At 41.2% G+C, this 23,328-nt stretch carries 19 protein-coding genes; 13 read left to right on the top strand and 6 right to left on the bottom strand.

Annotated elements, in window-relative coordinates; all coding sequences use genetic code 11:
* The first annotated feature begins 74 nt into the window (after positions 1 to 74).
* Entirely contained in the window at positions 75 to 1,019 is a 945-nt protein-coding gene (locus tag NSE_RS03205) for a hypothetical protein (RefSeq protein ID WP_227028940.1), read from the top strand.
* A 135-nt stretch (positions 1,020 to 1,154) separates the two neighbouring features.
* Complete coding sequence (gene hemH, locus NSE_RS03200) at positions 1,155 to 2,132, top strand: ferrochelatase (RefSeq protein WP_011452171.1); 978 nt, start codon at positions 1,155 to 1,157, stop codon at positions 2,130 to 2,132.
* Positions 2,133 to 2,149: 17 nt separating this feature from the next.
* Here the strand turns inward: hemH and NSE_RS03195 are convergent, their stop codons facing one another.
* From NSE_RS03195 to NSE_RS03185, 3 genes are all read right to left on the bottom strand, one after another.
* Positions 2,150 to 2,971: a hypothetical protein gene (locus tag NSE_RS03195; RefSeq protein ID WP_011452170.1), complete on the bottom strand. Its 822-nt coding sequence runs from the start codon at positions 2,969 to 2,971 to the stop codon at positions 2,150 to 2,152.
* A 162-nt stretch (positions 2,972 to 3,133) separates the two neighbouring features.
* Positions 3,134 to 3,670: a hypothetical protein gene (locus NSE_RS03190; RefSeq protein WP_011452169.1), complete on the bottom strand. Its 537-nt coding sequence runs from the start codon at positions 3,668 to 3,670 to the stop codon at positions 3,134 to 3,136.
* 14 nt (positions 3,671 to 3,684) lie between these two features.
* Positions 3,685 to 5,001, bottom strand: a complete 1,317-nt coding sequence (locus tag NSE_RS03185; protein ID WP_227028985.1) for a hypothetical protein — start codon at positions 4,999 to 5,001, stop codon at positions 3,685 to 3,687.
* 295 nt (positions 5,002 to 5,296) lie between these two features.
* On the opposite strand from NSE_RS03185, the gene mtaB reads away from it, so the two are divergent.
* The gene (gene mtaB / locus NSE_RS03180; protein WP_041917521.1) at positions 5,297 to 6,547 is read left to right on the top strand and encodes a tRNA (N(6)-L-threonylcarbamoyladenosine(37)-C(2))-methylthiotransferase MtaB; all 1,251 of its coding nucleotides are present in this window, start codon (positions 5,297 to 5,299) and stop codon (positions 6,545 to 6,547) included.
* Positions 6,548 to 6,669: 122 nt separating this feature from the next.
* Here the strand turns inward: mtaB and lepB are convergent, their stop codons facing one another.
* Positions 6,670 to 7,428, bottom strand: coding sequence for a signal peptidase I (gene lepB / locus NSE_RS03175; protein ID WP_011452165.1), 759 nt, complete (start codon positions 7,426 to 7,428; stop codon positions 6,670 to 6,672).
* 319 nt (positions 7,429 to 7,747) lie between these two features.
* On the opposite strand from lepB, the gene NSE_RS03170 reads away from it, so the two are divergent.
* From NSE_RS03170 to hisS, 3 genes are all read left to right on the top strand, one after another.
* Positions 7,748 to 8,995, top strand: a complete 1,248-nt coding sequence (locus NSE_RS03170) for an MFS transporter (protein WP_011452164.1) — start codon at positions 7,748 to 7,750, stop codon at positions 8,993 to 8,995.
* Between the two features lie 82 nt (positions 8,996 to 9,077).
* On the top strand, positions 9,078 to 9,365 hold the full coding sequence (locus NSE_RS03165; protein ID WP_011452163.1) for a BolA family protein: 288 nt from the start codon (positions 9,078 to 9,080) through the stop codon (positions 9,363 to 9,365).
* The gene (gene hisS / locus NSE_RS03160; RefSeq protein WP_011452162.1) at positions 9,346 to 10,587 is read left to right on the top strand and encodes a histidine--tRNA ligase; all 1,242 of its coding nucleotides are present in this window, start codon (positions 9,346 to 9,348) and stop codon (positions 10,585 to 10,587) included. Before NSE_RS03165 ends, hisS begins: the two co-directional genes overlap by 20 nt.
* A gap of 186 nt (positions 10,588 to 10,773) precedes the next feature.
* Here hisS and NSE_RS03155 read toward each other — a convergent pair whose 3' ends face one another.
* Positions 10,774 to 11,775, bottom strand: a complete 1,002-nt coding sequence (locus NSE_RS03155; RefSeq protein WP_011452160.1) for an NAD(P)/FAD-dependent oxidoreductase — start codon at positions 11,773 to 11,775, stop codon at positions 10,774 to 10,776.
* A gap of 216 nt (positions 11,776 to 11,991) precedes the next feature.
* Between NSE_RS03155 and NSE_RS03150 the strand changes: the two genes are divergently transcribed.
* Positions 11,992 to 12,729 (top strand): HesA/MoeB/ThiF family protein, encoded by a 738-nt coding sequence (locus tag NSE_RS03150; RefSeq protein ID WP_011452158.1) that lies wholly within the window; start codon positions 11,992 to 11,994, stop codon positions 12,727 to 12,729.
* Between the two features lie 183 nt (positions 12,730 to 12,912).
* On the opposite strand, the gene NSE_RS03145 is transcribed toward NSE_RS03150, so the two are convergent.
* Positions 12,913 to 13,374: a hypothetical protein gene (locus NSE_RS03145; RefSeq protein ID WP_041917520.1), complete on the bottom strand. Its 462-nt coding sequence runs from the start codon at positions 13,372 to 13,374 to the stop codon at positions 12,913 to 12,915.
* Between the two features lie 465 nt (positions 13,375 to 13,839).
* On the opposite strand from NSE_RS03145, the gene NSE_RS03140 reads away from it, so the two are divergent.
* The 6 genes from NSE_RS03140 to NSE_RS03115 all read left to right on the top strand — a co-directional run bounded on the left by NSE_RS03140 (position 13,840) and on the right by NSE_RS03115 (position 23,284).
* A complete protein-coding gene (locus NSE_RS03140; RefSeq protein WP_011452154.1) occupies positions 13,840 to 15,357 on the top strand; it encodes a lysine--tRNA ligase in 1,518 nt (505 codons plus the stop codon).
* Positions 15,358 to 15,539: 182 nt separating this feature from the next.
* Entirely contained in the window at positions 15,540 to 17,330 is a 1,791-nt protein-coding gene (lepA, locus tag NSE_RS03135; protein ID WP_011452152.1) for a translation elongation factor 4, read from the top strand.
* A gap of 185 nt (positions 17,331 to 17,515) precedes the next feature.
* Positions 17,516 to 17,863, top strand: a complete 348-nt coding sequence (locus NSE_RS03130; RefSeq protein WP_011452151.1) for a TrbC/VirB2 family protein — start codon at positions 17,516 to 17,518, stop codon at positions 17,861 to 17,863.
* A 211-nt stretch (positions 17,864 to 18,074) separates the two neighbouring features.
* Complete coding sequence (locus NSE_RS03125; protein ID WP_011452149.1) at positions 18,075 to 18,440, top strand: TrbC/VirB2 family protein; 366 nt, start codon at positions 18,075 to 18,077, stop codon at positions 18,438 to 18,440.
* Positions 18,441 to 18,527: 87 nt separating this feature from the next.
* The gene (locus NSE_RS03120) at positions 18,528 to 20,780 is read left to right on the top strand and encodes a VirB4 family type IV secretion system protein (RefSeq protein ID WP_011452147.1); all 2,253 of its coding nucleotides are present in this window, start codon (positions 18,528 to 18,530) and stop codon (positions 20,778 to 20,780) included.
* Complete coding sequence (locus NSE_RS03115) at positions 20,771 to 23,284, top strand: hypothetical protein (protein ID WP_011452146.1); 2,514 nt, start codon at positions 20,771 to 20,773, stop codon at positions 23,282 to 23,284. Before NSE_RS03120 ends, NSE_RS03115 begins: the two co-directional genes overlap by 10 nt.
* Positions 23,285 to 23,328 lie beyond the last annotated feature (44 nt).

The following is a 23,328-nucleotide window of genomic DNA, read 5'->3' as shown; positions in this document are numbered from 1 at the left end:
CTCCTAATTTTGTTGGAGAGGTCCGTTGGTTGTGCTTTTAGTTGAGTGGTTTTTCTATTTTTTCTGTTTATCTCATGCAAAAAGTAAATATTAAGATGCTGCAAAAGTCCATTTTGTGCGGCTTTAGGGGAATAACCAATTTCTTCATCGGTGCCATTGTTGCGAGTAATGGTGCTGTTATCAGATCTGCCGTGCCTGGAGGTGGATCAGGACCTCAAAAAAAACGTGAGGGACTCTATGCAATGTATAACAATTTCGTCCCAACGCTGGAAGTGTTGGTGTGTATGGGCGTTATATGTGTCTTGCTAGAGCGTCTCGCCTTCAAGAAGGCTATCACTAATCCGTGGGCGAGAGTAGCGACCGCAGTGGTAATTTGTATGGCGCTCATGATGCTGATCTGCACCTTGCTTAGGGTACTTGATAGGCGTAGGGACTGTTGTGCGGACTATGACTATGATCAATCCTTTAACAGGATGGGTGGTTATGGCATGCACTTTAACATTCCTGGTCATGTGGAAAGCAGGAACATGTTGTGTAAGCTTGTTCCTGGCATGAGGTTGTCAAGATTTTTTGCGTTCGATAGGCATGTTCCTGAGCCGGAAGAGCATAGTTGTCCGGTTGTTACTCCTGGGGAAAAAGCCTTGCACTGTCTTGGTGCATTGCTTTCTGTGCCGTTTTGGGTTGCGATGCTTGCACTGAACATTATTGAATTACCTATTGCTGTTATCATTGATAGTCTTGCTTTATGTACTCGTAACGGGCGAGAATATCCTTTTGGTGGTTCTCGTGATGTTGTGTGCCAAGCAATATATAGTTTTTATCAACTGATCGAGCCAGTTACCTGCGTTTTACCAGAGGGTATGCAAAGAGGCATTGGCGCGGGCTTTGGTGCTGTTGTGCGAAGAGTCTTGGGTATGCCTGGTGAAGGGCGTCGCACAGGAGAAAGAGAGCCTGGGTGCCAATTAGAGAGCGCGGAGGTGCTTCAAGAAGCTGAAGGAAGGTGCTCGAGCTGCGCATGATGGTTTTCCTTTCCTGCCATTAGTTTGTGTGAGACTATTCCTCCTTGCGGCCACTTATTGTTGGGCGTGTGATCGGTGGTGTCGGGTCCAGCCGTTAGTGTTGTACTGTGCTAGATTTGAATTTAAGGGTACTGTATGAGTAAAGTAGCTGTGGTCTTGCTTAATCTTGGGGGTCCCGACTCCCTTGATGCTGTGCGGCCCTTTTTGTTTAATCTCTTTTGTGATCGTAGGATCATTAATTTGCCCAACCCGTTCAGGTTTTGTCTTGCTTGGTGGATTTCCCGTAAGAGATTTCGCGAAGCTTGCAAGATATATAGCAAGATGGGTGGTAAGTCGTCGATATTGCCTGAGACAAATATGCAGGCGAAGCTTCTTGGGGACTTACTTGGTCCCCAATATGAGGTTTTTGTTGCTATGCGGCATTGGCACCCGTTTATTCAGCAAAGCGCAACCAGAATCAATGGAGGAGAATTTGCAAAGGCTATTCTGTTACCACTTTATCCTCAATTTTCCACCACTACTTCTTTGTCATCAATAGAACAGTGTTTAAAGGTCTTGCGTATTCCAACGCAAGTTGTGTGTTGTTACTATGATAACCAGCTCTTTATAGAGGCACATGTGGAAACTATTCTACCGATTTACGCCGAGGCATGTGCTTTTGGGAAACCCATTATTTTATTTTCAGCGCATGGCCTGCCGTTGAGTGTTATTAAGGCTGGTGATCCGTATAAATTCCAAGTAGAAGAATTTGTAAGGAGGGTAGTTGCAGCCTTGAAAATAGAAAACTTGGACTGGGAATTGTGCTATCAGAGTAGAGTTGGTAAAGCAAAGTGGCTTTGTCCTGACACGGCGAGTACTATACAATCTCACTCAGAACGACCTATAGTGGTTGTACCAATAGCATTCGTTTCCGAGCATTCAGAGACACGCGTAGAACTAGATATCGAATATGCGTTACTAGCTAGGGCAGGATACTTCAGAGTTCCTACTCTTTCCTCTCATCCAAAATTTATACGTTGCCTGGCTGAATTATGTCTTAATTTCTGTGAAAAGGTTGAATCAGAGTGCTCTATGAAACATAAGATGTGTTTTTGCAGGTTTGAAACTGGGTAGTTCTTACATTTATCGCTCTAAGAGGGTCTGCAGTGTCCCACTCCACTTTCTTGAGGGAAGGCACTTGTTACCTCTAGGGGTTCTTCGTATTCCATGACCGGTTTGACTAGCTCTATTTCCATCCCTTTTTCCTGTAGATACTGGTTACACAATCGTGCTAACTCTCCTACTGATACGTTATGGAGTGCAAATAATTCGCTCCGCACGCAACTAAAATTGGTGTTTGCTTTTTTTATCTCCTTTTTCATGCAAAATGTTGCAACCGCAAAGGCGATTGATAGAGCAGCAAACACAGCTGTGAGTGCAATAAAAGTTGGCAATCCGTATCTTCTTAGTGAAGAATTATTGGTTAGAGCGGCACCTATTGATGCAGTTATTGCAATGATAAAGTACACGCAAAAAACGATGCCTAAAATTCCAAAAATCTGTGATTTTCTCCTTAGCCCACTAAGGTTTTTTATTGCTATCTCATAGCGACTTTTTATTCCGGGGGTGCATCCATCTTCCTGTGAAGCAATCCTGGATAAAATCCATGCAGAAAATGTGTCTGAAGGAGTTACCGAGACTGTTGTGTCATACAAGAACCCAAAGTGCTGCCCGCTTGATGCAAGCGGGACGGGTTTAGCGTGCGCTTCAAAAATGATTTGGACCTTGATGATAGTACTGGTGTCAGGAGCTAAGATGTCTGCTAAGATTACGCCTGCATTTTGCGTTCTGACACGTATGTATCTTGACTCTACTCTCCCGAAAAACTTTTCAAGAACTTCTCCTGCTACTTTGTGCGCAGAATCTCCAAGTGACAATACAAGTTGTCTCTTAAGTTCGTATGTTGGTAACATCAGTGTTTATAGCTGCGAAATTCATATTCTTGGGCAACAAAGTAGCAAAGTCGGATATACTAATTCAAAACGAACTATGAAACGGCTGCTTCCTATAATTCTGATTATAACGTTCTTTACTCAATATACTATCCCTATTAAAGTATACAACATTTTCATAGATTAAAGGTTTTTTACACTTAGTGTATAGATTCCGAGGTCCAGAACCGCATATAGGGTGTTTTCTATCATTGTAAAGGCTACTGATTTAATGTGTACATGCCCTGGTATCTTGCTAATAACCTCATCCAGAAACATATAGAGTCTCATTCTGGAATCCGTACTAAAAGAGAGTGTTACATCAGTTAAGATAACGTCATAGAATGAGGATTGCTTTACCGTGTCTATCTTGATGGAGTTTTTAACAAGGAAGTTATAATTTTCAAGTTCATAGTCATCCCTGATAAGTTCAAATAAGAGGTTTAGATTCTCTATTTTGTTTGCGAAGATAATCTGTGTTGCGAGAGAGTCCTCTGTTATTAATTTTCTGATTTCAGCTTTCGTCCTTTCGATGTCAGACTGTTGCTTAATGGTTTCCCACTTATTTAGTCTTAGCTGATGGGTAACTTCCAAAATACGGGTATTGTAGTATAGTGCAGACCCACATAAAAGAATGAGCGAGAGTAAAAGTAAACCATACTTTAGACAATATCTGGACACAGTGTGTTTCTCCCCTACTGCGGTGCTATCACCTTACCATTTAAAGTTAAGCAATGATTCGTATAGTATTTCTTTAACTCCTCCGTTATTGCAGCTATTTCCACGTATGCGTTTCCTTCAACGTATAGTGTGATTCGCTTCTCAGGATCTACGTTTTCCTCGTCATATTCGATGCGTACTTTCTTTAGCGAAACTTGATTTTCTAGTTTTCTTAAGTAGTCTACGGGAGATTTATTAGGGCTTTGGAAAACTTTATAGAGCTTTATTTTTTCTTTAGACCGTGCATCGTAATTATCGAGATCCAGTCTTAATTTTTCTATTACTTTTTCCAGGTGGAGTATCTCCTTAGAAATTATGTTGTTTTTGTTTGCATAGTTATGTAATTTTATTTCACCAAAAAAGACTATTAGGGCTATTAAGAGAAACATGAAGAGGCTTCCTACAGAAAGGCCCTTTTCCTTAGAACGTTGTCTTTCCATGAGTGCATGTTTTCTTGGTAATGTTCTATATTTTGTTTTTCCCAAGAGTATGTTTGTAGCAAAAAGTAGCTCACCCCTTTCCTCATCTTCTCTAAAGAATTTTTCAACTTTGAGTAGTATCGCTGCTTCGTATGGCGTAAGTAAAAACATGTCAGCAAGTTTTTCTTCGCCTTTTATGATTTGATTTATCGTTTTAGTTGCTATAACGGCAATATTGCTGCTTTTCCTGAGAGAAAGATCTTCAATTTTCTGCAATATCTCCCCGCCAATTCTTGTTGGGGTATTTTGCTCTAGTTTTATGTTTATTATTTCTAGTGGGATATGCTCTTTAGTGAGTCGAACGACAGTCAAGGTGCGTGTAGGACTGTAGACGAGAACCACATTCTCTCTTTGTAATCTGTTGAAGGGGCCAAATATATTTTTTGAGATCTCTCCCATTTCTAAAAAGGGGAAAAAGATTCCCTTGCACTTTTTACCCGCACTATTAATGAATAGTTCAACTTCTGGGTTTACATTCGAGCATACAAACGAGTAAAACAACCTATTCGCGGTTTTGCTACTGGGAAAGTATTCGCATAAATCGTAGTGTCCGCACTCTTCTTCGAGTATTGTTCTTTTCAATAAGGAGTTTATGTTGATATACGATATGAAGGGAAAATCCCTTGTAAAAAATCTCTGACCAGGCTTTGAAGGGCAATATATGATGTAACAAGTAGCGTCACTGAAGTTTACTATCTCCGCGATTTTTTGTAGGTCTACGCTTTTACATGAGATGATGTTGCCGTCTTCGCTTGTCGTCTCGAATAGTGTAATGCTTTCTTCGGAAACGTATATTATTACTTTGTCCAACACGGCTAATAATCTGTGTCTTTTCATCGCCCATTTGAATAAAAGTAGTGGCAAAGAGTAAATAAATAGTTCAGGCTATGAAGCCTCCAGGTGTTGCTTTGGCCTTCTATTTGTAACGACTATTATAGTTTTGGTTGAATTTTTAGCAATGCAAGACTGTGAACAAGCTTAGTTAGTCTTGTCAAAGTTGAGTATTCCTGTAAAAACAGGATTTTGTACATGATCAAATTTTGCAAGGGTATCTTTTGTCACAATAAAGGTGGTAATTTTTAACCTACCTGGCTTTTCCAATAAATTCATGGTGAAAGTTATTACTTTTGGGTGTCGTCTGAATTTTTATGAGAGTGACCTCATTAAAAACCTCGTAGGTATCCGAGATAGTAGAGAGTGTATCATCATTAATACCTGTGCTGTAACAAATGAAGCTGTGCGTCAGGTAAAACAAAAGATAAGAAAGTGTCACAAAGATGAACCTAGTAAGAAGATTATAGTGGTTGGTTGTGGTCCTCAACTTGACCCTCATGCATATTCACGTATGCCAGGAGTTTTTAAGGTTCTTGGTAATGTTGAAAAACTAAAAGCCGAAAACTATGCTTCTGAACAAAAGATAGCAGTTGCCGACATAACTGATGCATCCGAGACTGCTTTTTCTAGCACAATGATGCCTGTGGTTTCCGCTGTGCGTAAACGGGCTTTTCTTGAGATTCAAAATGGATGCGATCATGATTGCACCTTTTGCGCAATCACCCTTGCCAGGGGTAAGAATCGCTCTTCAGATGCTATGACAATTGTTTCGGAAGTGCGTAAAATAGTCGCTTTTGGTATAAATGAGGTCGTGCTTACCGGGGTTGATATTACTGATTATGGGAAAGATCTTTTTGGGAAACCGGCGTTAGTTTATTTGCTAAAAAAGATACTAAATGATGTTCCAGAGCTAAAGAGATTGCGTTTATCTTCTGTGGATGTCTCTGAGCTTAGTGATGATTTCATCGAGTTATTTGCTACCGAGGCTCGTCTAATGCCGCACTTGCACTTAAGCATACAGTCAGGTGATTCCATTATCCTGAAGCGGATGAAAAGGAGACACACTCCTGAACAGGTTGTTGAATTTCATTCAAAGATTTTGGCTGTTCGGCCGGAAACTGGTTTTGGTGCCGACATAATCGTGGGGTTTCCAACAGAGAGTGAAGAAATGTTCCATAATAGTTATGAGTTAATCAAAAGGCTCGCTATTCCATACCTACACGTTTTTCCTTTTTCGCCTAAAAAAGGAACAAAGGCTGCCTTAATGCCTCAAGTAGACGGAGTAGTAAAAAAGGGACGTGCGAGGAAGCTTATAAAATTGGGAAAAGAGAATTTGCAAATATTCAATACCATGCAAGTCGGTAGCATACATAACCTTGTACTTGAGAGAGATAATGTTGGAAGGAGTGAAAATTTTTGTCTCGTGAGACTAGGTAGCGCCGTAAGTGATGATACTGGTATCATACGCGCCAAGATAACTGGTTGTAGTGACGCGGAGACGCTGTCGGGGCAGATTATAGCATGATGTTTTGTGTTAAGATGCTCACTTCTGGCCTAATAGATGATATAACGCTTTCGCTTCCAGTATAGGAAAGGTAGGGTTCCAAGAACTTACTACTCGATCTGGTCATGCCTTCCTAGGTAGTTTTATCTCTTTTTTTGGCCGAGCTCCTCTGGACGAAGCGATTTCCATGTTCTTTCCAAGCGTAGTTTTATCGGTATGAATTTGCTCTCTCCTATACGGAACGAAAACAGAACACGCTCTGCTCTGCCGACCAAATACTCTGCTGGAATGAAGCCTACAGCTGCGAGGAATCTACTATCTGTAGAATCATCTCTATTATCACCAAGAACGAAAAAATGTCCTTGTGGCACATAGTACACACCGGTGTTGTTTGCTGGTCCATCAGTTGTTTTCTGTAGCACTGGGTATGCAAGCCCGGTATCAAGAATTTCTGTGAAACTTTGTACTTCTGGTGTGCTAGAGTCCATAAAAATTCCGTCTTCAACTCTTTTTATAGGCTTGTGATTCACATAAACTCTGCTACCAATCAGTTGGATTCTATCTCCTGGTAGTCCAATGACTCTTTTGACATAATTTGTGTTGTCCTTGTGCGGGTTTCTGAATATGACTACGTCTCCGCGTTTTGGCGGTTTATATAGAATTCTTGGGTCTCCCTTTATAAAAGACGGAGAGAAGGGAAACGAGTACTTGCTATATCCATACGCATACTTAGAAGCCACTATATAGTCCCCAGCCAGAAGCGTCTTCTTCATCGAGCCCGAAGGTATGATGAACGGCTCGTAAAACAGACTACGCGTAGCTACAAGACCGATTATCAACCAGACCGTTTTACTCCTACAAGCATTCCTGAGTGTGTGTAAGATTCTTGATGAATGTGCCATTTATATGGAAACGGAGCCTCATCTACTGATAGCAGAATACTTATGCCCTAGTCAATTCAACTCCACCCTGAACAGTGACAGCATGTTTCATGTCAGGAGAGGAACTACTAATGCTTTATATCTTTACATAACAATGGACATGTAAAGCGTTTTAAGCTACCTTCTAGTCCAAGGGTTTTTGGAATCTAGAGCTTGGCCTAAGAAGAGAGTAGTTTCTCATTCGGGTTTTTATCCTTTGTTTGGACTTGCTCTGGTAATATGCTATATCTAGAAAGTCTAGATTTTAGTTTATCTATCCGATCTACTGTAGTAGCGTGCCGTGTCCGAGAAGTCTGGGTTCATTAAACAAATTATTGTAACCCTTCTATGTAACAGCCTCGTGTGGTACGACTATGCACTTTATGGTCACCTTATAGGTATCATTAATATCTTATTCTTCCCTGAAATTAACCCGGTAACACAACTCCTCTCATCTTTTGGAACATTTGCTGTTGGTTTCTTGATGAGGCCAATAGGGGCGGTTTTTTTTGGGCACATAGGAGACAAATACGGTAGAAAAATTGGGGTTCTGCTATCCCTGATGATGATGTTCTTGCCTGTGGGGATGATAGCGGTTTTACCGACATATCACAGTATTGGTACGTCGGCGATTGTCCTGCTTATTTTGATTAGATTAATTCAAGGATTTGCTCTTGGTGGGGAAGTTGGAAATGTACTCTTCTTGATAGAATGCAGTCCTCAGAAGTATAGGGGATTCTTTGGCAGTTTTGAGGTGCTCAGTGCAGTGATAGGTGCTGCAATGAGCAGTGTCGTGGTTCTGATATGTAGAAACATAATTCCTGAGGAAGCGTTTTTGAGTTGGGGTTGGAGAGTACCTTTTGTTATAGGAACATGTGTCGGTGTCTTGGGTGCAGTTCTTAGAAATACACTTGGCGAAACGCCAGTCTTCGAGAGTGTCAAGAGGTCTGACATCCTACCTGTAACGAAACTCTTTGGTGAATATAAGAAGGCATTTTTTGTTTCAATTGGAATAGACAGTTTGGAAGAAACAAGTCTGTATCTTTTTCTTGTTTTCTTGGATGTTTATTTTGCAAATAAAATGGGGTTTTCTGGTGCAACCGTTGGATTAGTACATCTAATGTTCTTGCTTTTGCTTGCTGTGTTGACCTTGTTTTCGGCGCTACTATCTGATTTCTTCGGTAGGAGACTAATACTCTCATTAGCTGCAATACTCGCGATTGTGTCTGCGTATCCGATCTTTTTTCTCATAGAAAGCGGGGGGTTGGGGAATATTATTATTGCAAAAATCTTGTTTGTGGTGATAGTGGGGTTCTCATTGGGGCCCGTGAGCACCGCCGTGTATGAAATATTTCCTGCTGAGATTTCTTATACAGGACTGGCAATCTCCCGAAATATCTCAAGTGCGCTGTTTGGAGGTATGGCACCAGCTTTTACAATGTTTCTTATTGCAGTGACAGGTAATAATCTTTCAGCTGCGATTCCTTTGATTCTTGTTGGGGTTTTGACTTTAGGTTCTCTATATTTTTATTCAAAAGTATTACACTAGCTCTACAAAATTGCATTACAATGTACCTCATCTGGTAGTAGGTGTTTCTGACTTTGTATCCAAGGCGGGTTATTTTAAAACTATGTCTATTGATGAGAGTGCGAGATCTGAACAAATTAAAAATTCTATATGCAATTTCCTGAATGTTATTTTCTGTGAAGTGAAAAATGTTTCAGAGGATCACATGGGACATGTTAATCACTCTCAAGCTTCTCACTTCGAGGTAATTGTTGTATCACCTTCTTTTAGGGGTCTATCAAAAATTTCTAGACACAGAATGGTTTTCAAAATACTTGAGGCGCACTTCAAACTTGGCTTGCATGCGTTATCTATGAAACTATGGACAGAGGATGAGTATAAAAATCAATAATGTCAAAGGGACTAGGGATCTGTTTGGTGAGCAGTTAGAAAAGATGCGTCTCATTGAGCAGGTAGCCAAGAATCTTTCGATTCGGTATTTGTTTACTGAGCTTGAGACTCCGATAATTGAGCATACAGAGCTTTTTATTAGGAACCTTGGTGAAACGTCAGACGTAGTAAATAAAGAGATCTATTCGTTTCAGGACAAAAGTGGTCACAATATTTGTCTAAGACCAGAATTTACCGCTGCTGTCACTAGAGCATTCGTGGAGAATTTTCAGCATATTCAATCACCTGTTCGGTTATTTTCTTTTGGTCCGCTATTCAGATATGAAAGACCACAAAAAGGGAGATATAGGCAATTTCATCAGGTGAATTTTGAATGGATCGGAGCAAAGCATTATCTTTGGGCTGTTGAAGCTATAGTTTTAGCAAAGTCGTTCCTTAAAGAAATTGGAATAAGGTGTGAAATACGTGTTAATTCACTTGGTTGTTCTAGAACTCGTGAAGAGTATAAACTTGCACTCATCAACTATTTTCAACAGTACAAAGAGCACCTTTCAGCTGATAGTTTGCTCAGATTGAAAAAGAATCCGTTGAGAATATTAGACTCGAAGGATCCATCTGAGAAGGAAATTGTGGTGGGCGCGCCAAGAATTCTGGATTACCATACTGATGATGCTCTAAAGGAATTTGAATCAATTTGTGATATACTGAAGCTCCTCGATATTGAGTTTTCTGTAGATCATAGGTTGGTCAGAGGATTAGATTATTATTCTGGTTTAATTTTCGAATTTACTAGTCCTGATCTCGGTGCGCAGGATGCCCTCTTGGGAGGTGGAGCATATGAGCAACTTTCAGAGAATTTGGGCGGAAAAAAAGTACAATCAATTGGGTTTGCTGCGGGGATTGAGCGTTTAATCGATATAATGCCAGTTTTGGCACCTACGAGTGATAAGATCGTTTCGATTGTTCCCATCGGGGAAATTGCAGAAAGGGAGGCGCTAAAACTACTGTTTTACCTGCGCAGTGAAGGATTATGCGCCGATATGTGCTATGGGCTCAGTGTTAAGTCGAGAATGAAACGTGCTGAAAGAAGCACAGTTACAGTCATTCTTGGTGAGGAAGAATTTTCAAGGGGTGAGTCGACCGTAAGAATAATGGAGACTGGTCAACAAATGACTGTTGCGCACGAAAAACTCCTATCAACATTGAGGGAATTGCTCTGTTGAAGGTTGTTCTAGATGAGTTGCATCTGTTAGGGTGCCAGTAGAGATTCCAAATATTAATCCTGGTATCACACAGCAAGGTTTGGCTCTCAAACGGGACGGTTGGCCTCTGACTCTTCTAACTTAACACTAGTTTAGTAAAACAATTAGAAGACACGTTCTAGCGCCAGGATAGAGCTTGCATATTTCTCATCTGAAGACTTCGTTCATGTTTGTGGAGTAGCGAAAATTGTACACATCTCCGCCTATAATTGTTTCGCGGATGTGATGGCATGCAGTTGCCGCTTCGGAAAATCCAGAAAGGATGAGTTTTAATTTTGAGTCGTAATGTGCTACATCCCCAACTGCGTACACACCCTTAATGTTTGTACTGCAGGTAAGTGGATCAACATTAATGCAATTGTGAGTGATCTCTATGCCCCACTCTTCGAGATGTCGTAACGATGGCTTGAGGCCAAAAAAAGCTAGTAGATAATCAGCCTCTAAGGTGACTGATTCACCAGTAAGCCCACCAAGCTCGATGTGGGAGATTTGGCCTCCGCTTCCCCTTAAACCAGTAATTTGATATGGTGTGAGTATCTTAAGTTTCTTTGTTTCTTCTAGGGACTTTAGGTCTTTAAATGTACTGTCTGAACACCTAAACTTCGAACGTCTGTGGATCAAGTACACCTTTCTCGCTAGCTTAGACAGGATCAAACCCCAATCCGCAGCAGAATCTCCACCACCGGCTATAACAACAACCTTACTAGTGAAAATACTCGGATCCTTCACGCTATAGAAGAGAGATTTTCCTTCATAAACATGACTCGATTCTATTGGAATCCTATTATAATCAAATGCGCCTGCTCCTGCCGCTATAATGACTGCTTTAGCGGTAATCTCAATTTCCTTGCTTGTTTTCACTACAAAGGATGTGTCCAACCTATCCATGTGTGTGGCAAACTGATCAGTATGGTATGTTGGATTAAATCTCTCAGCCTGCTCGGCTAGATTCGAAATAAGCGCAGCAGCAGTGATCTGTTTATACCCAGGTATATCGTATATGAATTTTTCCGGGTAAAGTGCCGTACACTGGCCACCGATCGAGAGTAGCGAATCAATTACGTGCGCCCGCATACCTAACATACCAGCCTGAAAAGCTGTAAATATCCCGACAGGACCAGCTCCTATTATGATAACGTCAGTGTTCACCTGATTAGAATTCCAATTTCCAGGTATGATAACAGGTTATCGATCGTTTTGAACATTATCCAGGTCTTTTCAAATGTTTGAGGATTACATGAAGTCAGTGTCATACTTGAACAAGTGTCCTGTTCCGCGGTTTCTTCTTGGATCAATGCGAGGAGCAATTGATTTCCTGGTGTTCGGAGTGAGAGAATGATGCACTCATAATTGGAGGACTATTTCGTGAATCGTAGATACTTACGACACTTTGGTCTTTTCGGGAAAGAGGGTCAGTATACACTTCTTGACGCGAAAGTTGCAGTCATTGGGTCAGGAGGCCTTGGATGTTCAGTCTTGTACAATTTTGCTGCTGCTGGGTTGGGTGAAATTGTTATTGTGGATTTCGATAGGGTCTCTGAGTCTGATCTGAATAGGCAGTTTCTCTTCGAGAATTCTTCGGTGCAGCAGCTTAAAGTATATGCGGCTAAAAGGAGGCTTAATGCATTTAATCCGGATTGTAAGATCTTCTGCTATCCAATGCGAATACAGGACTGCCCGGAAGTGATTGAAGGATGTGAAGTAGTTGTTGATTGTACGGACAATTTCAAGACTAGGTTCTATCTCAATGAGTTGTGCTTTTTTCAAAAAAAAGCTTTGATTTCTGCTGGTGTTACAGGCTATTCCGGGTATGTTATTGTGCTCAAACCTTTTATCTCTGAGGACTCACCCTGTTACAGGTGTTTCTGTCCAGGAGAGCCGGAAGCTTGTTTTAAAGGTTCATGTGAGGACGGTGGAGTGATTGGTGCTGCAGTCAATACAATAGGAAGCATTCAGGCAATGAAAGTAATTCAGGAAATTTTGCATATTAACCCAGAAAAAGCAGGTAAACTTATTTTCTGTGACATTCTTAATAATCGTTTCAGAAGTGCAGTTATCATGCGGGATCCGTATTGTAGTGTATGTGGGCAAAGGTGTGTCTGAGCGGTAATGCAGCTAAATGGTAGTACTAACTGCTATGGTTTTCTGTGACAAAGCAAACGACAGCTCTGCCAGATTTTTATGCACTCAGATGTATTCAAATACCAATTTAGCTGAACATCAGTACTGGCCGCCACTTCCACTGTAACAGTACAAGTGGCAGCTCAGCAGTTGGGCCCATACAAGCTATTGTTGGATGCATTTTCCTTGGGCACTTTCAGGTGCCGAGGAGGTCAGTGTTGTGCTGGGATTCGATCTATTCTGTTGATCTCCTTCAACGGCATCCTTTATGAAAGTGCAGTACATTCTCATAATGCAGCTGGGCAGATTACTTGATGCAGCTTCCTTGGACAGCGGGATTTTCATTGCTGCGTAATCTATATGTGTATATGCAGTATGTGCTGCTCTACGGCTAATTTCGCCATTAGTGAGAAAGGCAGATGCCAGGGAATATGCACCGGATGGTCCAGCACTCTGGATTGCTTTATCCACTGTCTCTACAGCTGGGGATACTCGTCCCGCCACCGCTTCAGGTGCAGCGCTAAGTTGCTGGAACAGTGCTATTCTAAATTGTTCTATTTTTTGAGATGGGCTGAGTCCCGTAGATGTGAGTATAGCTCTTCTTGCCTCGCGTATCCGAGACAACATTGTGCGAATATTTGCGTTTAACATGGTATCAGTTTCTCCTGGTAAAGTTGATCTGTGAAGCTATTTATGAAGTCCCTGACGGAGTTATGTTTTATACTATTATCCGTCTCTGACATGTTAGACCAAACATTACAAAGAGATAACATATTACACATATTTATAGACATTAAAAAACCCATTGGACAAATTTGAGACCAGTAATGAGGATAAGTGATACAGGTCTTGTTCGCTTCGTGTCTCATAAAGAAAATAATTAATAACATGTCGATTATAGCACGGAGTTCAATGAAAGTAAATAAATTTAAAAATTATTTTTTCTTTTTCTTAATTTTTATTGACTATTTCTTAAATATATTACTTCAAACAAAATTCCAACTAATTTGGAAGAGTGTTCTCACTAGATGCGGCTACCGTTTTTTGTGCTAACATTAATGCTTCAGTCCGGAAGCTCCTTACCAATTGGAAATGGAAACACAAACTGCCTGGCCAATAGAAGAGGCAAAGAAACTACTACCTAGGATAAAAGATGGCAAGATAATACTTTTTGAAACTGGATATGGTCCTTCAGGTTTACCTCATATAGGAACATTCGGAGAAGTGGTGCGAACCATAATGGTTATGAAAGCACTGCAATATCTTTCTCCTGATGTAAAAATGAAACTTATCTGTTTCTCTGATGATATGGATGGACTAAGAAAGGTGCCTGACAATGTCCCCAACCCCGACGAAGTAAGGAAATACCTTGGATACGCACTGACTTCAATTCCAGATCCCTTTGGTACGCATGAGAGTTATGGTGCGCATATGAATGCAAGGCTGATGTCCTTTTTGGATCTTTTCGGTTTTGAATATGAGTTTAAAAGTTCCACTGAGTGCTATAAATCTGGTCTGTTCAATGAACAATTACTCCTTGCATTAAAGCATAACCAAGAGCTTCTGAACTTAATAAAGCCAACACTTGGTGATGAACGACAACAGACATATAGTCCATTTCTTCCGGTCAGGGATGGTAAAGTGCTTCAAGCGGAAGTTGTCGAACTTAAAGAAGATAGCATTGTGTACAAAGATCCGGAGTGCGGAAAATTGTTTGAATCTCCTGTAACTGGAGGTAACTGCAAGTTGCAGTGGAAGGTGGACTGGGGGATGCGTTGGGCAGCACTTGGCGTGGATTTTGAATTTCATGGAAAAGACTTAACTCCTTCTGCGGTTTTGTCCGCAAGAGTTGCGCGCATACTAGGTGCTGAACCCCCAGAACTTTCTGTTTATGAACTCTTTCTCGATGAAGAAGGCAAAAAAATCTCGAAGTCCAAAGGTAATGGTTTGACGATAGAGGAATGGCTTAAATACGCTCCTTGGGAGAGTTTAGCGTTTTTTATGTTTCAGAATCCCAAGAGGGCGAAGCGTCTGTATTTCGATGTTATTCCACGAAGTGTTGACGATTACTTGCGTTTTTCTGAGTCTTTCGAGGAGGGTGATCTGACAAATCCTCTTAGCTTCATTGATGCAAAGGACCGAAACATAACAAAGGGAATTAGCTATTCGTTGCTTTTGAATCTTGCTTCTGCATGTAATCCTGAGAATTCCAGTGTACTTTGGGGTTTTATACAACGTTACAGTCCAGCTGCGACGCCTGAAAATGATTCTTTACTGGGAAGGTTGGTCGATCATGCAATTGCATATTATAGAGACTTCGTAGGTTCAAATAAGATTTACAGAGTAGCAACTGACAGTGAGGCAAAGGCATTGCTTGCCCTATCTCGGGAACTAAGTAAAATTCCTTCCGATGCTACAGCGGATGACATACAACGTGTTGTATACCTTGTTGGCAAGGAAGAAGGGTATTCTTCAGACATAAAAGGATGGTTTCAGGTGCTGTATCAGATATTGCTTGGTCAGAACGAGGGACCAAGAATAGGATCATTTTTTGCGCTATATGGCTTAAATAACGCCATCGCCATGATAAAAAGTGTAGCTACAAGATAAAGCTCCGTTAGGTGAGTACTTTTAGCTACTCTAATGTTATACTCCTGGTGATTTAGGGTTGCTGTGGCGCTTTTAGAAGCCTGACTATTTCGAATGTGTGCAACTTATGGATGTATGTAAGGTGCAGTGTATCTTGTCTCTTCTGACCAGTTGCCCTGAATATCCGTACTGAGAAAGATTTCATGAAAAACATTAGGAACTTTGCAATCATTGCTCACATAGACCATGGTAAGTCAACACTTGCCGATAGATTAATGGAGGAGTGCAAAGCCGTAGATCCCAGAAAAATGAAGGAGCAACTGCTTGACTCAATGAAAATAGAGCGAGAGCGAGGTATCACAATCAAGTCTCAGACGGTAATGCTCAAGTACACCGCTAAGGATAATGAAGATTATGTGCTCAACTTGATTGATACACCAGGCCACGTGGACTTTTCATATGAAGTGAGTAGATCTCTTGCAGCATGTGAGGGTTCTTTGCTCATTGTGGATGCAACTCAAGGTTTAGAAGCTCAAACGCTCGCAAATGTTTATAAAGCAATAGACAATGATCATGCTATTATACCAGTGATTAACAAAATTGATTTAGATTCGGCCGAACCAGAAAGGGTAAGAGCGCAAATAAGAGATGTGATTGGTATAAGCACAGAAAATGCTGTTGAGGTCTCTGCTAAATTAGGCACAGGAATCGCTGATTTGCTTGAGAGCATTGTGAAATACATACCACCACCAGAAGGTGATGTAAGTGAACGGCTTCAAGCCCTACTGATTGATAGCTGGTACGATATTTACCTTGGTGTTGTGATACTCGTCCGTGTAAAAAATGGCTCAATAAAAAGCGGTATGACAATTGAAATGATGTCAAATGGAAACAAATACTGTGTCGAAAAGGTCGGAATTTTTACTCCAGAGAAAAGAAATGTAACTGAGCTCAGGGCAGGTGAAATAGGATTTTTAACTGCGTCGATAAAGAATGCGAGGGACTGTAATGTTGGTGATACGATAACAGATGCGAAAAACCCATGTACGGAACATTTGCCTGGATTCAAGCAGCTTCGGCCGGTTGTTTTTTGTAGCCTTTTTCCAGTCAGTTCAGATGAGTTCGAAAAGCTGCGTCAGAGCTTGGAAAAGCTTCATCTAAATGATTCAAGTTTTACATTTGAATCAGAGTCTTCATCGGCTTTGGGGCATGGTTTCAGATGTGGCTTCCTTGGTATGTTGCACTTGGAGGTAATTACACAAAGACTAGATGAAGAGTTCGATCTGGCTCTTGTTCTCACGGCGCCAAGTGTCGTGTATAGGATTCACATGAAAGATAGTTCCGTTTTAGAGTTGTACAATCCAACGGAGATGCCTGACCCAAGCAAAATAGATCATATAGAGGAGCCTTGGATAAAAGCCTCTGTAATGTTACCCGGGGATTACATAGGGGAAGTTATAAACTTGTGTAATGAGAAACGAGGTGAACAAATTGATCTGGTTTATGTAGATAACAAAGCGATTCTTACATATGGCTTACCGCTCTCTGAAATAGTTTTTGACTTTTACGATAAATTGAAGTCTGTGTCGAAGGGTTATGCTAGTCTGGATTGGGAGATTCATGGTTATCGTTCGAGCGAGCTTGTGAAGCTTTCCATCGTCATTAACGGTGAAGAGGTAGACGCCCTCTCAGTTATGATATATCGTCCAAATGCGGAAAAGCGCGGAAGAGAAATATGTGAGCGCCTGAAAGAATTGATTCCTAGACAGCAGTATAAAATCGCAATACAAGCTGCAATAGGAGGGAAGGTCATCGCAAGGGAAACGGTCAATCCATATAGGAAGGACGTTACTGCAAAATTATATGGCGGTGACAGAACAAGACGGATGAAGCTCCTTGAAAAGCAAAAGAAAGGTAAAAAGAGAATGCATAGCATAGGAAAGGTAAACATTCCGCAGAGTGCGTTTATGGAGGCGTTAAAAGTAAAACCATGATCGCCCTCCCTGAGGGATTAGTTATGTGCTCTTTGCTTTTCTCAAGTATTTCTTTTTCGAATGATCTTTCCTTTGGATCTGCAGTTAAGTGGTAAGAGATTTCTTTTTTATCCCAATGAATGAGTAATGATTTAACAATTTTGCTATAGAGTCTCCTGAGATACTTGCTTAGGAGGAAATAGGGAATGAATAAAATAGTAGTATTCTATTTAATGCTATGTTGCATGCTCTTGTCTGTACAGCCGGCGGGAGCACAAGCTGCGAGTGGTACAGGTGATGTGGTGTCAGGCGTGATTTGCAACATAGTGACCCAACTTTCTGGTCCGATATCGCAAGCCATAGCGACACTTGTGATTATTATCACTGGGTATAGCTTCTTTGTAGGGAAGGTATCCATAGGTATGTTGTTTATCGTTGCAGCAGGAATAATGTTCGTCTTTGGTGCACAGACGATTATGGGTTGGATACTTGGTGATGGTAAGGCTTATGAATGCAAAGGCGCGAAGGTTGTCCAAGGAACGAGTGGCAAATAAAATGCCTGCTGTATTTCTCGGGTTTTCATAACTGGTTTTCCACCATTCTAGGGACTGAAGAATTTATTAATTATCTTGTCTCGACAACCGTTTTGAAGGACCTGCAGCATTCTGGAGTGCTCTGTATAAGGTAGGCTTGTGACTATTTTAAGCATTTTGCTTATTTCATGATCATAGATTTTTTAGCATTACTAACATACAATGCCCATGAATGGTGATTTTAAAGGTTTTTAGAATGAAGAGGACGTTTCTTTGGTGCTTCATGTTGTGTTGTATGTTTACGCTGGTAAGCCCAGTGGCTGCCGCTGAGCAAACTAAGGACGATAGTATAGTGTCACGTGTGATTTGTAACATAGTGACCCAACTTTCTGGTCCGATATCGCAAGCCATAGCGACACTTGTGATTATTATCACTGGGTATAGCTTCTTTGTAGGGAAGGTATCCATAGGTATGTTGTTTATCGTTGCAGCAGGAATAATGTTCGTCTTTGGTGCACAGACGATTATGGGTTGGATTTTAGGAACTGACTACAAATGTACAGGGGGTCAAGTTGCAGGCGGAGGAAAAAGTACCTAATGTCTGTGAAAGTGTATGGTTTACATTGTGAGTTCTTCCTTAATCCTTTTCAAGGTGTGTTTGTTTCACTCATCGGTTTGATGGGTCATGGTAAGTGATTTGTATACGAAGGAAGTCTCGCGGAATGTTCAGGCCTCTTGTTTTTACGACTCGAGCAGCGTTTTGAATGCGAATGGTACTCTGGTAAGGGTGGTGAAGCTATCGGACTTTAGGTTCACCACATCTTCTTTGGAGAGGATGCGTTCTTTGTGCAAAAAGGTCCTTTACTCGGGTGAATTCAGGTGTTTAGGTCTCTGGATCAATGTGGTACGCTCGCCTATTGGTTCTGTTCGTGCTGAGAATGTGAGTATGGACGGATTCGCAGCGGGTCTATCTGATACCTACCATAAATTTGTGGAAAAAGAGAATAGATTTTCAAACGAGGTATTCATATCGATTGTATCGGAGTCAGCTCTTGAGTGTGCAGTCGGGCAGGTCGACTTTCTGCTTAGGAGTCTGCTAAAGAGGTTTGATGAGTTTGCCTCCAAGGTAATCGTAAAAAGTTTGGAAGATGCGGTTGCAGTGGTTTGTACGGAATTGGCAGAATACCAGCCCGTGCTGCTCTGTGAAGCAGAGGTAATGAATTTTCTTTCCGCATTACTTGGGATTTCAAAAACCGGTCTCGAGAGTGGTGTTAGAGATATATCAACAGAACTACTTTCTGATAGAAAGGTGTTTTTCGGTTTTAATACTTTTGAGATACATGGAGACAAAAGGACTTTTGGTACGAGCTTTTCGGTAAAGAGTTTTAGGAACCTTGAGGATGTTCAGTTTGTAGCGAGGTTTCTGGGCGCCCAAAACAGGATGGTAATCACAGAAGTCATAACAAGGACTACGGAAGAGGATATTAGAGATACCTTTGAGGAAAGTCTTGAACTAACAGGGGTTGTGAATGATACGGCTTATCAAAGTGCTTCTTCTAAAGATATTATCGCGGAGCATATAAATGAGAAGAGGAAGGAAGAGTTCTGTAAGCGCTCCTTCAAGGTGACACTTTTTGCAGATTCTTTAGAGGAGCTTGGTCTTGTTGTTGCAAATTGTGAAAAGCTTTTCTCACATCGAGGTTTCATGATTGTACGTGACGACCTGCTTTTAGAAGACACTTTCTGGGGTAACTTGCCCGGAAATTTCTCTAGAATGAGAAAATGGGAGATAGTCTTACTGAAGGAAATCAGTTCATTTGCCTTTACGCATGCGCATTTTCGTTCTCTTTTGGCTGATGTGAATAAATGTCTTACCAAATTTGTTTCCCTTGAAGGAGAGTTGCACTACTTTAGTTTTCCTGACGCTAAAAGCAAGAGCCACGCTATTATCTTTGGTAAAGAGAAATCTAGTAGGATCGAGCTGCAAAATTTTCTCTTATTAGAGTCGGTTGTGAGGCTCGGTGCTGAGTTTTTAATAGTGGATGATCAGAGTCTTTCAGAAGTATTTGTACATGCGTTGGAAGGTTCATACATAGAGGTTTCAGATGGGGCATTTAGGTGCAACTTGCTCGACGTAGCAGATGTTGATGTTTTATATGATATTCTGTCGTCATTCTGTTCCAAAGACGTCAAAAGCGAGGAAATTGCAGGAGTAGCGAAAAAGATATCTGAAATTCCGCTAGGTAAAAGAAGTCTGACTGACTGTGCTGTGCATCTTCAGCCTATTTTTGGGGAGCTTTCAATATTGCAAAAAAGTTATGGACACCTTTTTACCAGTGACGCCGAAAATGGCTGGTTACTTGAGGACAAACTTGGTTTTTCAGTAGATAAGTTATCTTTGCCTGAAAAAGTTATTTCCTCTGTCACGTCTTACGTGATTGCAAGGTACATTGAAGTGCGCAAGAAATCCGGTAAGCCGTTTATAATTGTGATACAGAGCCCGACTCGTTTTAAGAGGCTCTTTTCTTCGTTGTCAAAGTGCGAGTCGTTTTTGTGTGAAGTGAGTGAATGCGGTGGTATGATTCTGTTCTCATCTGAGAACACAGCTTTTCTCGAAAAGTTGGGTGAAGTAGGGACAAAGTACATCACCACGAGGATGTTTTTGCCATTAAGTGATACTTTGCCAGTAGAGTATAATAAATTTTTTACTAGCTCTGCTTCTGTCATGCGTACACTTGATGATGCATCTCTTTTCGGAAAATGTTTCTTCCTTAATCAAGGTGGTAACTCTGTAATTCTTAAGTTTGATTCTTTGTTATTTGAGGAGATGAAAATTTTGTCATCTTGTGGAAGAATTGAGAAAATGAGGGCTGCCATGCGGGAAGCAGGCAATAATCCCGCTATTTGGTTACCGATATTTTGCCGCGAATGCAACTGAAGAAATTTCTCTTGCTTTTGTTTTTTCTATGTCTTTGCTCCCCGAAGGAGGCTTTTTGTAAGTCTAAGCAGCCAGTTTCGTTACCTGAATACGATCCAGAGGTCTTTGTGGAGTCTGCAATTAATGTTTATTCAACGATAACCTCTGACTTTGTTACTCTCACCGCTGATGATTGTAAGTATATTTTTCCGACAAACGTGCGTGCGAAAGCTGCTTGGTGCGATAAGTCTTGTTTTAAAAAACCAACTGAAGTCTGCACGAATTGGAGCAGTTCAGAAAGCGTAAACTACACTAAGGAGTGTTTGTGTGCAAGGCAGGTTACGGTCTGTGATAAAAAAATGGCAATCAACGGAATAGAACTTGGGTGTGTGATGTTGCTTCCACTTCCTATGCCGCCGACATTTTTTGAGACTCTTGGTCATCTGCCCAGGGTCACTGTTGTTCCAGTGCGGTCTTCTGACTACATGCATCCTAAGCTGCGTGTAGTGATCTCAACTTCAAATGACATGAGTACGTATAACGTCGACTATCCAGACCCAACGGACTACAAAAGCCACAGGCAAGTGCTCCACAGTGAAGGTGGTAAGGCAGGTCCGATCGTAGTTGAAAGAAGGCTTACAAGAGGTAAGATATGTGCAAAAGTGGTTCAAGTTTTTGGCAGAGAAACTGAGGCTCAGCTAGAACATTGTTTTAATAGATATGGTTCTACGAATTATTCGGGTTTAAGGATTTGTGAAAGTGGTTCTGGTCTGTGTATTGATAACAAAACAATTCCGTACTTTAGACCTCTCATTATAAAAAAAGAGGAGCGAGACAAATGTGCTGGTCCGCTTTGCCAGAAAGGATTTTTCGTTGGTGGGTATATTTGCATAGAGAACAAATCTGAAGGTTCTGATAACGAGAAAACATCTTCGATTTGTGGTGATGGAAAGTTCTCTATAGGTGGTGAGGGTGATCTGCGTTGCCAAAATGAAGGAGTTGAGGTATGTCCATCCGGCTATCAAGTAAAGCTGCGTTACGTTAATGATCTGGAAGGAAATCTGCTCTGTCCAAAGGATGTACTTTCCCTGCCTCAAGAGTATATGACTGTTGTCAACGATAGAGTAAGATTGTTCAGAGAAAATATCAAGAAGTTTGTTCCTTATAAAATAAAGGATGGTGAAAGTGTGCCATCTGAGGAGCATGCGTTAGATATCCCACACACGGAGCAATCAGTGCTGGACAATCTAACATTTAATAGACAGACGGGTTTTTATAAAGCGGAATCTAAAGCTAGGGTCATTACTTATAGGTATGAAGAACAGGTAGTATTTTGTCTTGAGGGGGATCTAGATAAAAAGGGCGGTTGTAATAGACCTTTTTATTCCCTAGAACATCTTTCCCAAGGTGTACAGTATGCCACTACCCGGTTTTCTAATTTCAAAGGGGTGGCGTTTTTTTTGCCTAACGATTATGACAAAAACAAGTACTCGTTAAACCAGTGTGGAGGTGGTCCATGTTATGTTCCTGCTACTCCACTACATAAGGGTCTGTGCTTTTTCGAAAAGGAAGATGGTCTCTGCCACGACTATAGGGCCATCATTGATTCCCCTGAGAAAGGAGGTGGGCAAGAAGTCAAAGCACCGAATGATCGAGAAAAAGGACTTAACAGTGTCGACGTTGATCCATTCGGGGAAGGTAGAAATAGTGCTTATGCAGGGTGTGATATGGTCGAAATAGAAGCGCTTGGGGGTGGCTCTGTTGGGACTAGTAGTAGTGGTGGCAATTCCGGTGAGTATGTAGCTGTTAGGATGATCACAAAGGATTTTATGAATATCTTGACTTCGGATAAGGTTTTGCTGCCAATAGTCGGTCTTGGAGGTGGTGAAAAAGCTGATGAGAATGATGGTGGAGATTCGATCCTTTACGTATGTGATAAGGATAGTTTTGAAAAGCACTATAACGAGCGTGTAGACGGTGATAAGGACGAAAAATGTGATTCAGGTTCTTCTGTCGATAGTGATTCTGGGTGTTTGAAAGCAGATCATTACAGTCAGAAGTATCTAAAAGAGCACTGCAGCATTTTGATAGCTGCACGTGGTGGTAAGGCGCGGCAGACTGATGCACCTGAGAAAGATGCATTTAATCGGTTTGGTAGTGAATTTGAAGACAGGTTTGTAAATAAAATATATAAGCCGTCTATTGCCGGAAAAATGGCGCTTTCTCAGTGTCTTTCGTCTGTTCCGTATTATGATCTAAAAACGCGTCAACCATCTTACACCGCACCAGAAGAAGCCGTATGTACAGTGCTCGAGCACGAAAATGAAGAACAGAAAAATGCGTTAGCACAAGCGGGCTTGCACCCTGATAAACAGTGGGTTGGATGTAAGAAAAGTGCGAAATATGGCAGAGGTGGTTGTCCAGCCGAATACTGTGTTCAGGGTAAGCCTGGTAGTCCTGATAAGGTGCAACAGAATGGTGGTGCAGGTGTGATTCGTGTGCGTTGTCAAACATTTAAGAAGTAGAGGAGCTTGTGCTTTTCGAATGACTGTTTTTGTCTGGTCTGTTG

Origin of the sequence: Neorickettsia sennetsu str. Miyayama, assembly GCF_000013165.1 — a bacterium.
GTDB lineage: Bacteria > Pseudomonadota > Alphaproteobacteria > Rickettsiales > Anaplasmataceae > Neorickettsia > Neorickettsia sennetsu.
This window is presented reverse-complemented; position numbering and strand designations above follow the sequence as displayed.

Coding starts and splice junctions, on each gene's coding strand:
- NSE_RS03165 (WP_011452163.1), top strand. CDS start 9,078: ATGTCTATTGATGAGAGTGCGAGATCTGAACAAATTAAAAATTCTATA.
- lepA (WP_011452152.1), top strand. CDS start 15,540: ATGAAAAACATTAGGAACTTTGCAATCATTGCTCACATAGACCATGGT.
- NSE_RS03195 (WP_011452170.1), bottom strand. CDS start 2,971: ATGTTACCAACATACGAACTTAAGAGACAACTTGTATTGTCACTTGGA.
- NSE_RS03120 (WP_011452147.1), top strand. CDS start 18,528: ATGGTAAGTGATTTGTATACGAAGGAAGTCTCGCGGAATGTTCAGGCC.
- mtaB (WP_041917521.1), top strand. CDS start 5,297: ATGGTGAAAGTTATTACTTTTGGGTGTCGTCTGAATTTTTATGAGAGT.
- NSE_RS03205 (WP_227028940.1), top strand. CDS start 75: ATGCAAAAAGTAAATATTAAGATGCTGCAAAAGTCCATTTTGTGCGGC.
- NSE_RS03145 (WP_041917520.1), bottom strand. CDS start 13,374: ATGTTGTCTCGGATACGCGAGGCAAGAAGAGCTATACTCACATCTACG.
- lepB (WP_011452165.1), bottom strand. CDS start 7,428: ATGGCACATTCATCAAGAATCTTACACACACTCAGGAATGCTTGTAGG.
- NSE_RS03140 (WP_011452154.1), top strand. CDS start 13,840: ATGGAAACACAAACTGCCTGGCCAATAGAAGAGGCAAAGAAACTACTA.
- NSE_RS03130 (WP_011452151.1), top strand. CDS start 17,516: ATGAATAAAATAGTAGTATTCTATTTAATGCTATGTTGCATGCTCTTG.
- NSE_RS03125 (WP_011452149.1), top strand. CDS start 18,075: ATGGTGATTTTAAAGGTTTTTAGAATGAAGAGGACGTTTCTTTGGTGC.
- NSE_RS03115 (WP_011452146.1), top strand. CDS start 20,771: ATGCAACTGAAGAAATTTCTCTTGCTTTTGTTTTTTCTATGTCTTTGC.
- hemH (WP_011452171.1), top strand. CDS start 1,155: ATGAGTAAAGTAGCTGTGGTCTTGCTTAATCTTGGGGGTCCCGACTCC.
- hisS (WP_011452162.1), top strand. CDS start 9,346: ATGAGTATAAAAATCAATAATGTCAAAGGGACTAGGGATCTGTTTGGT.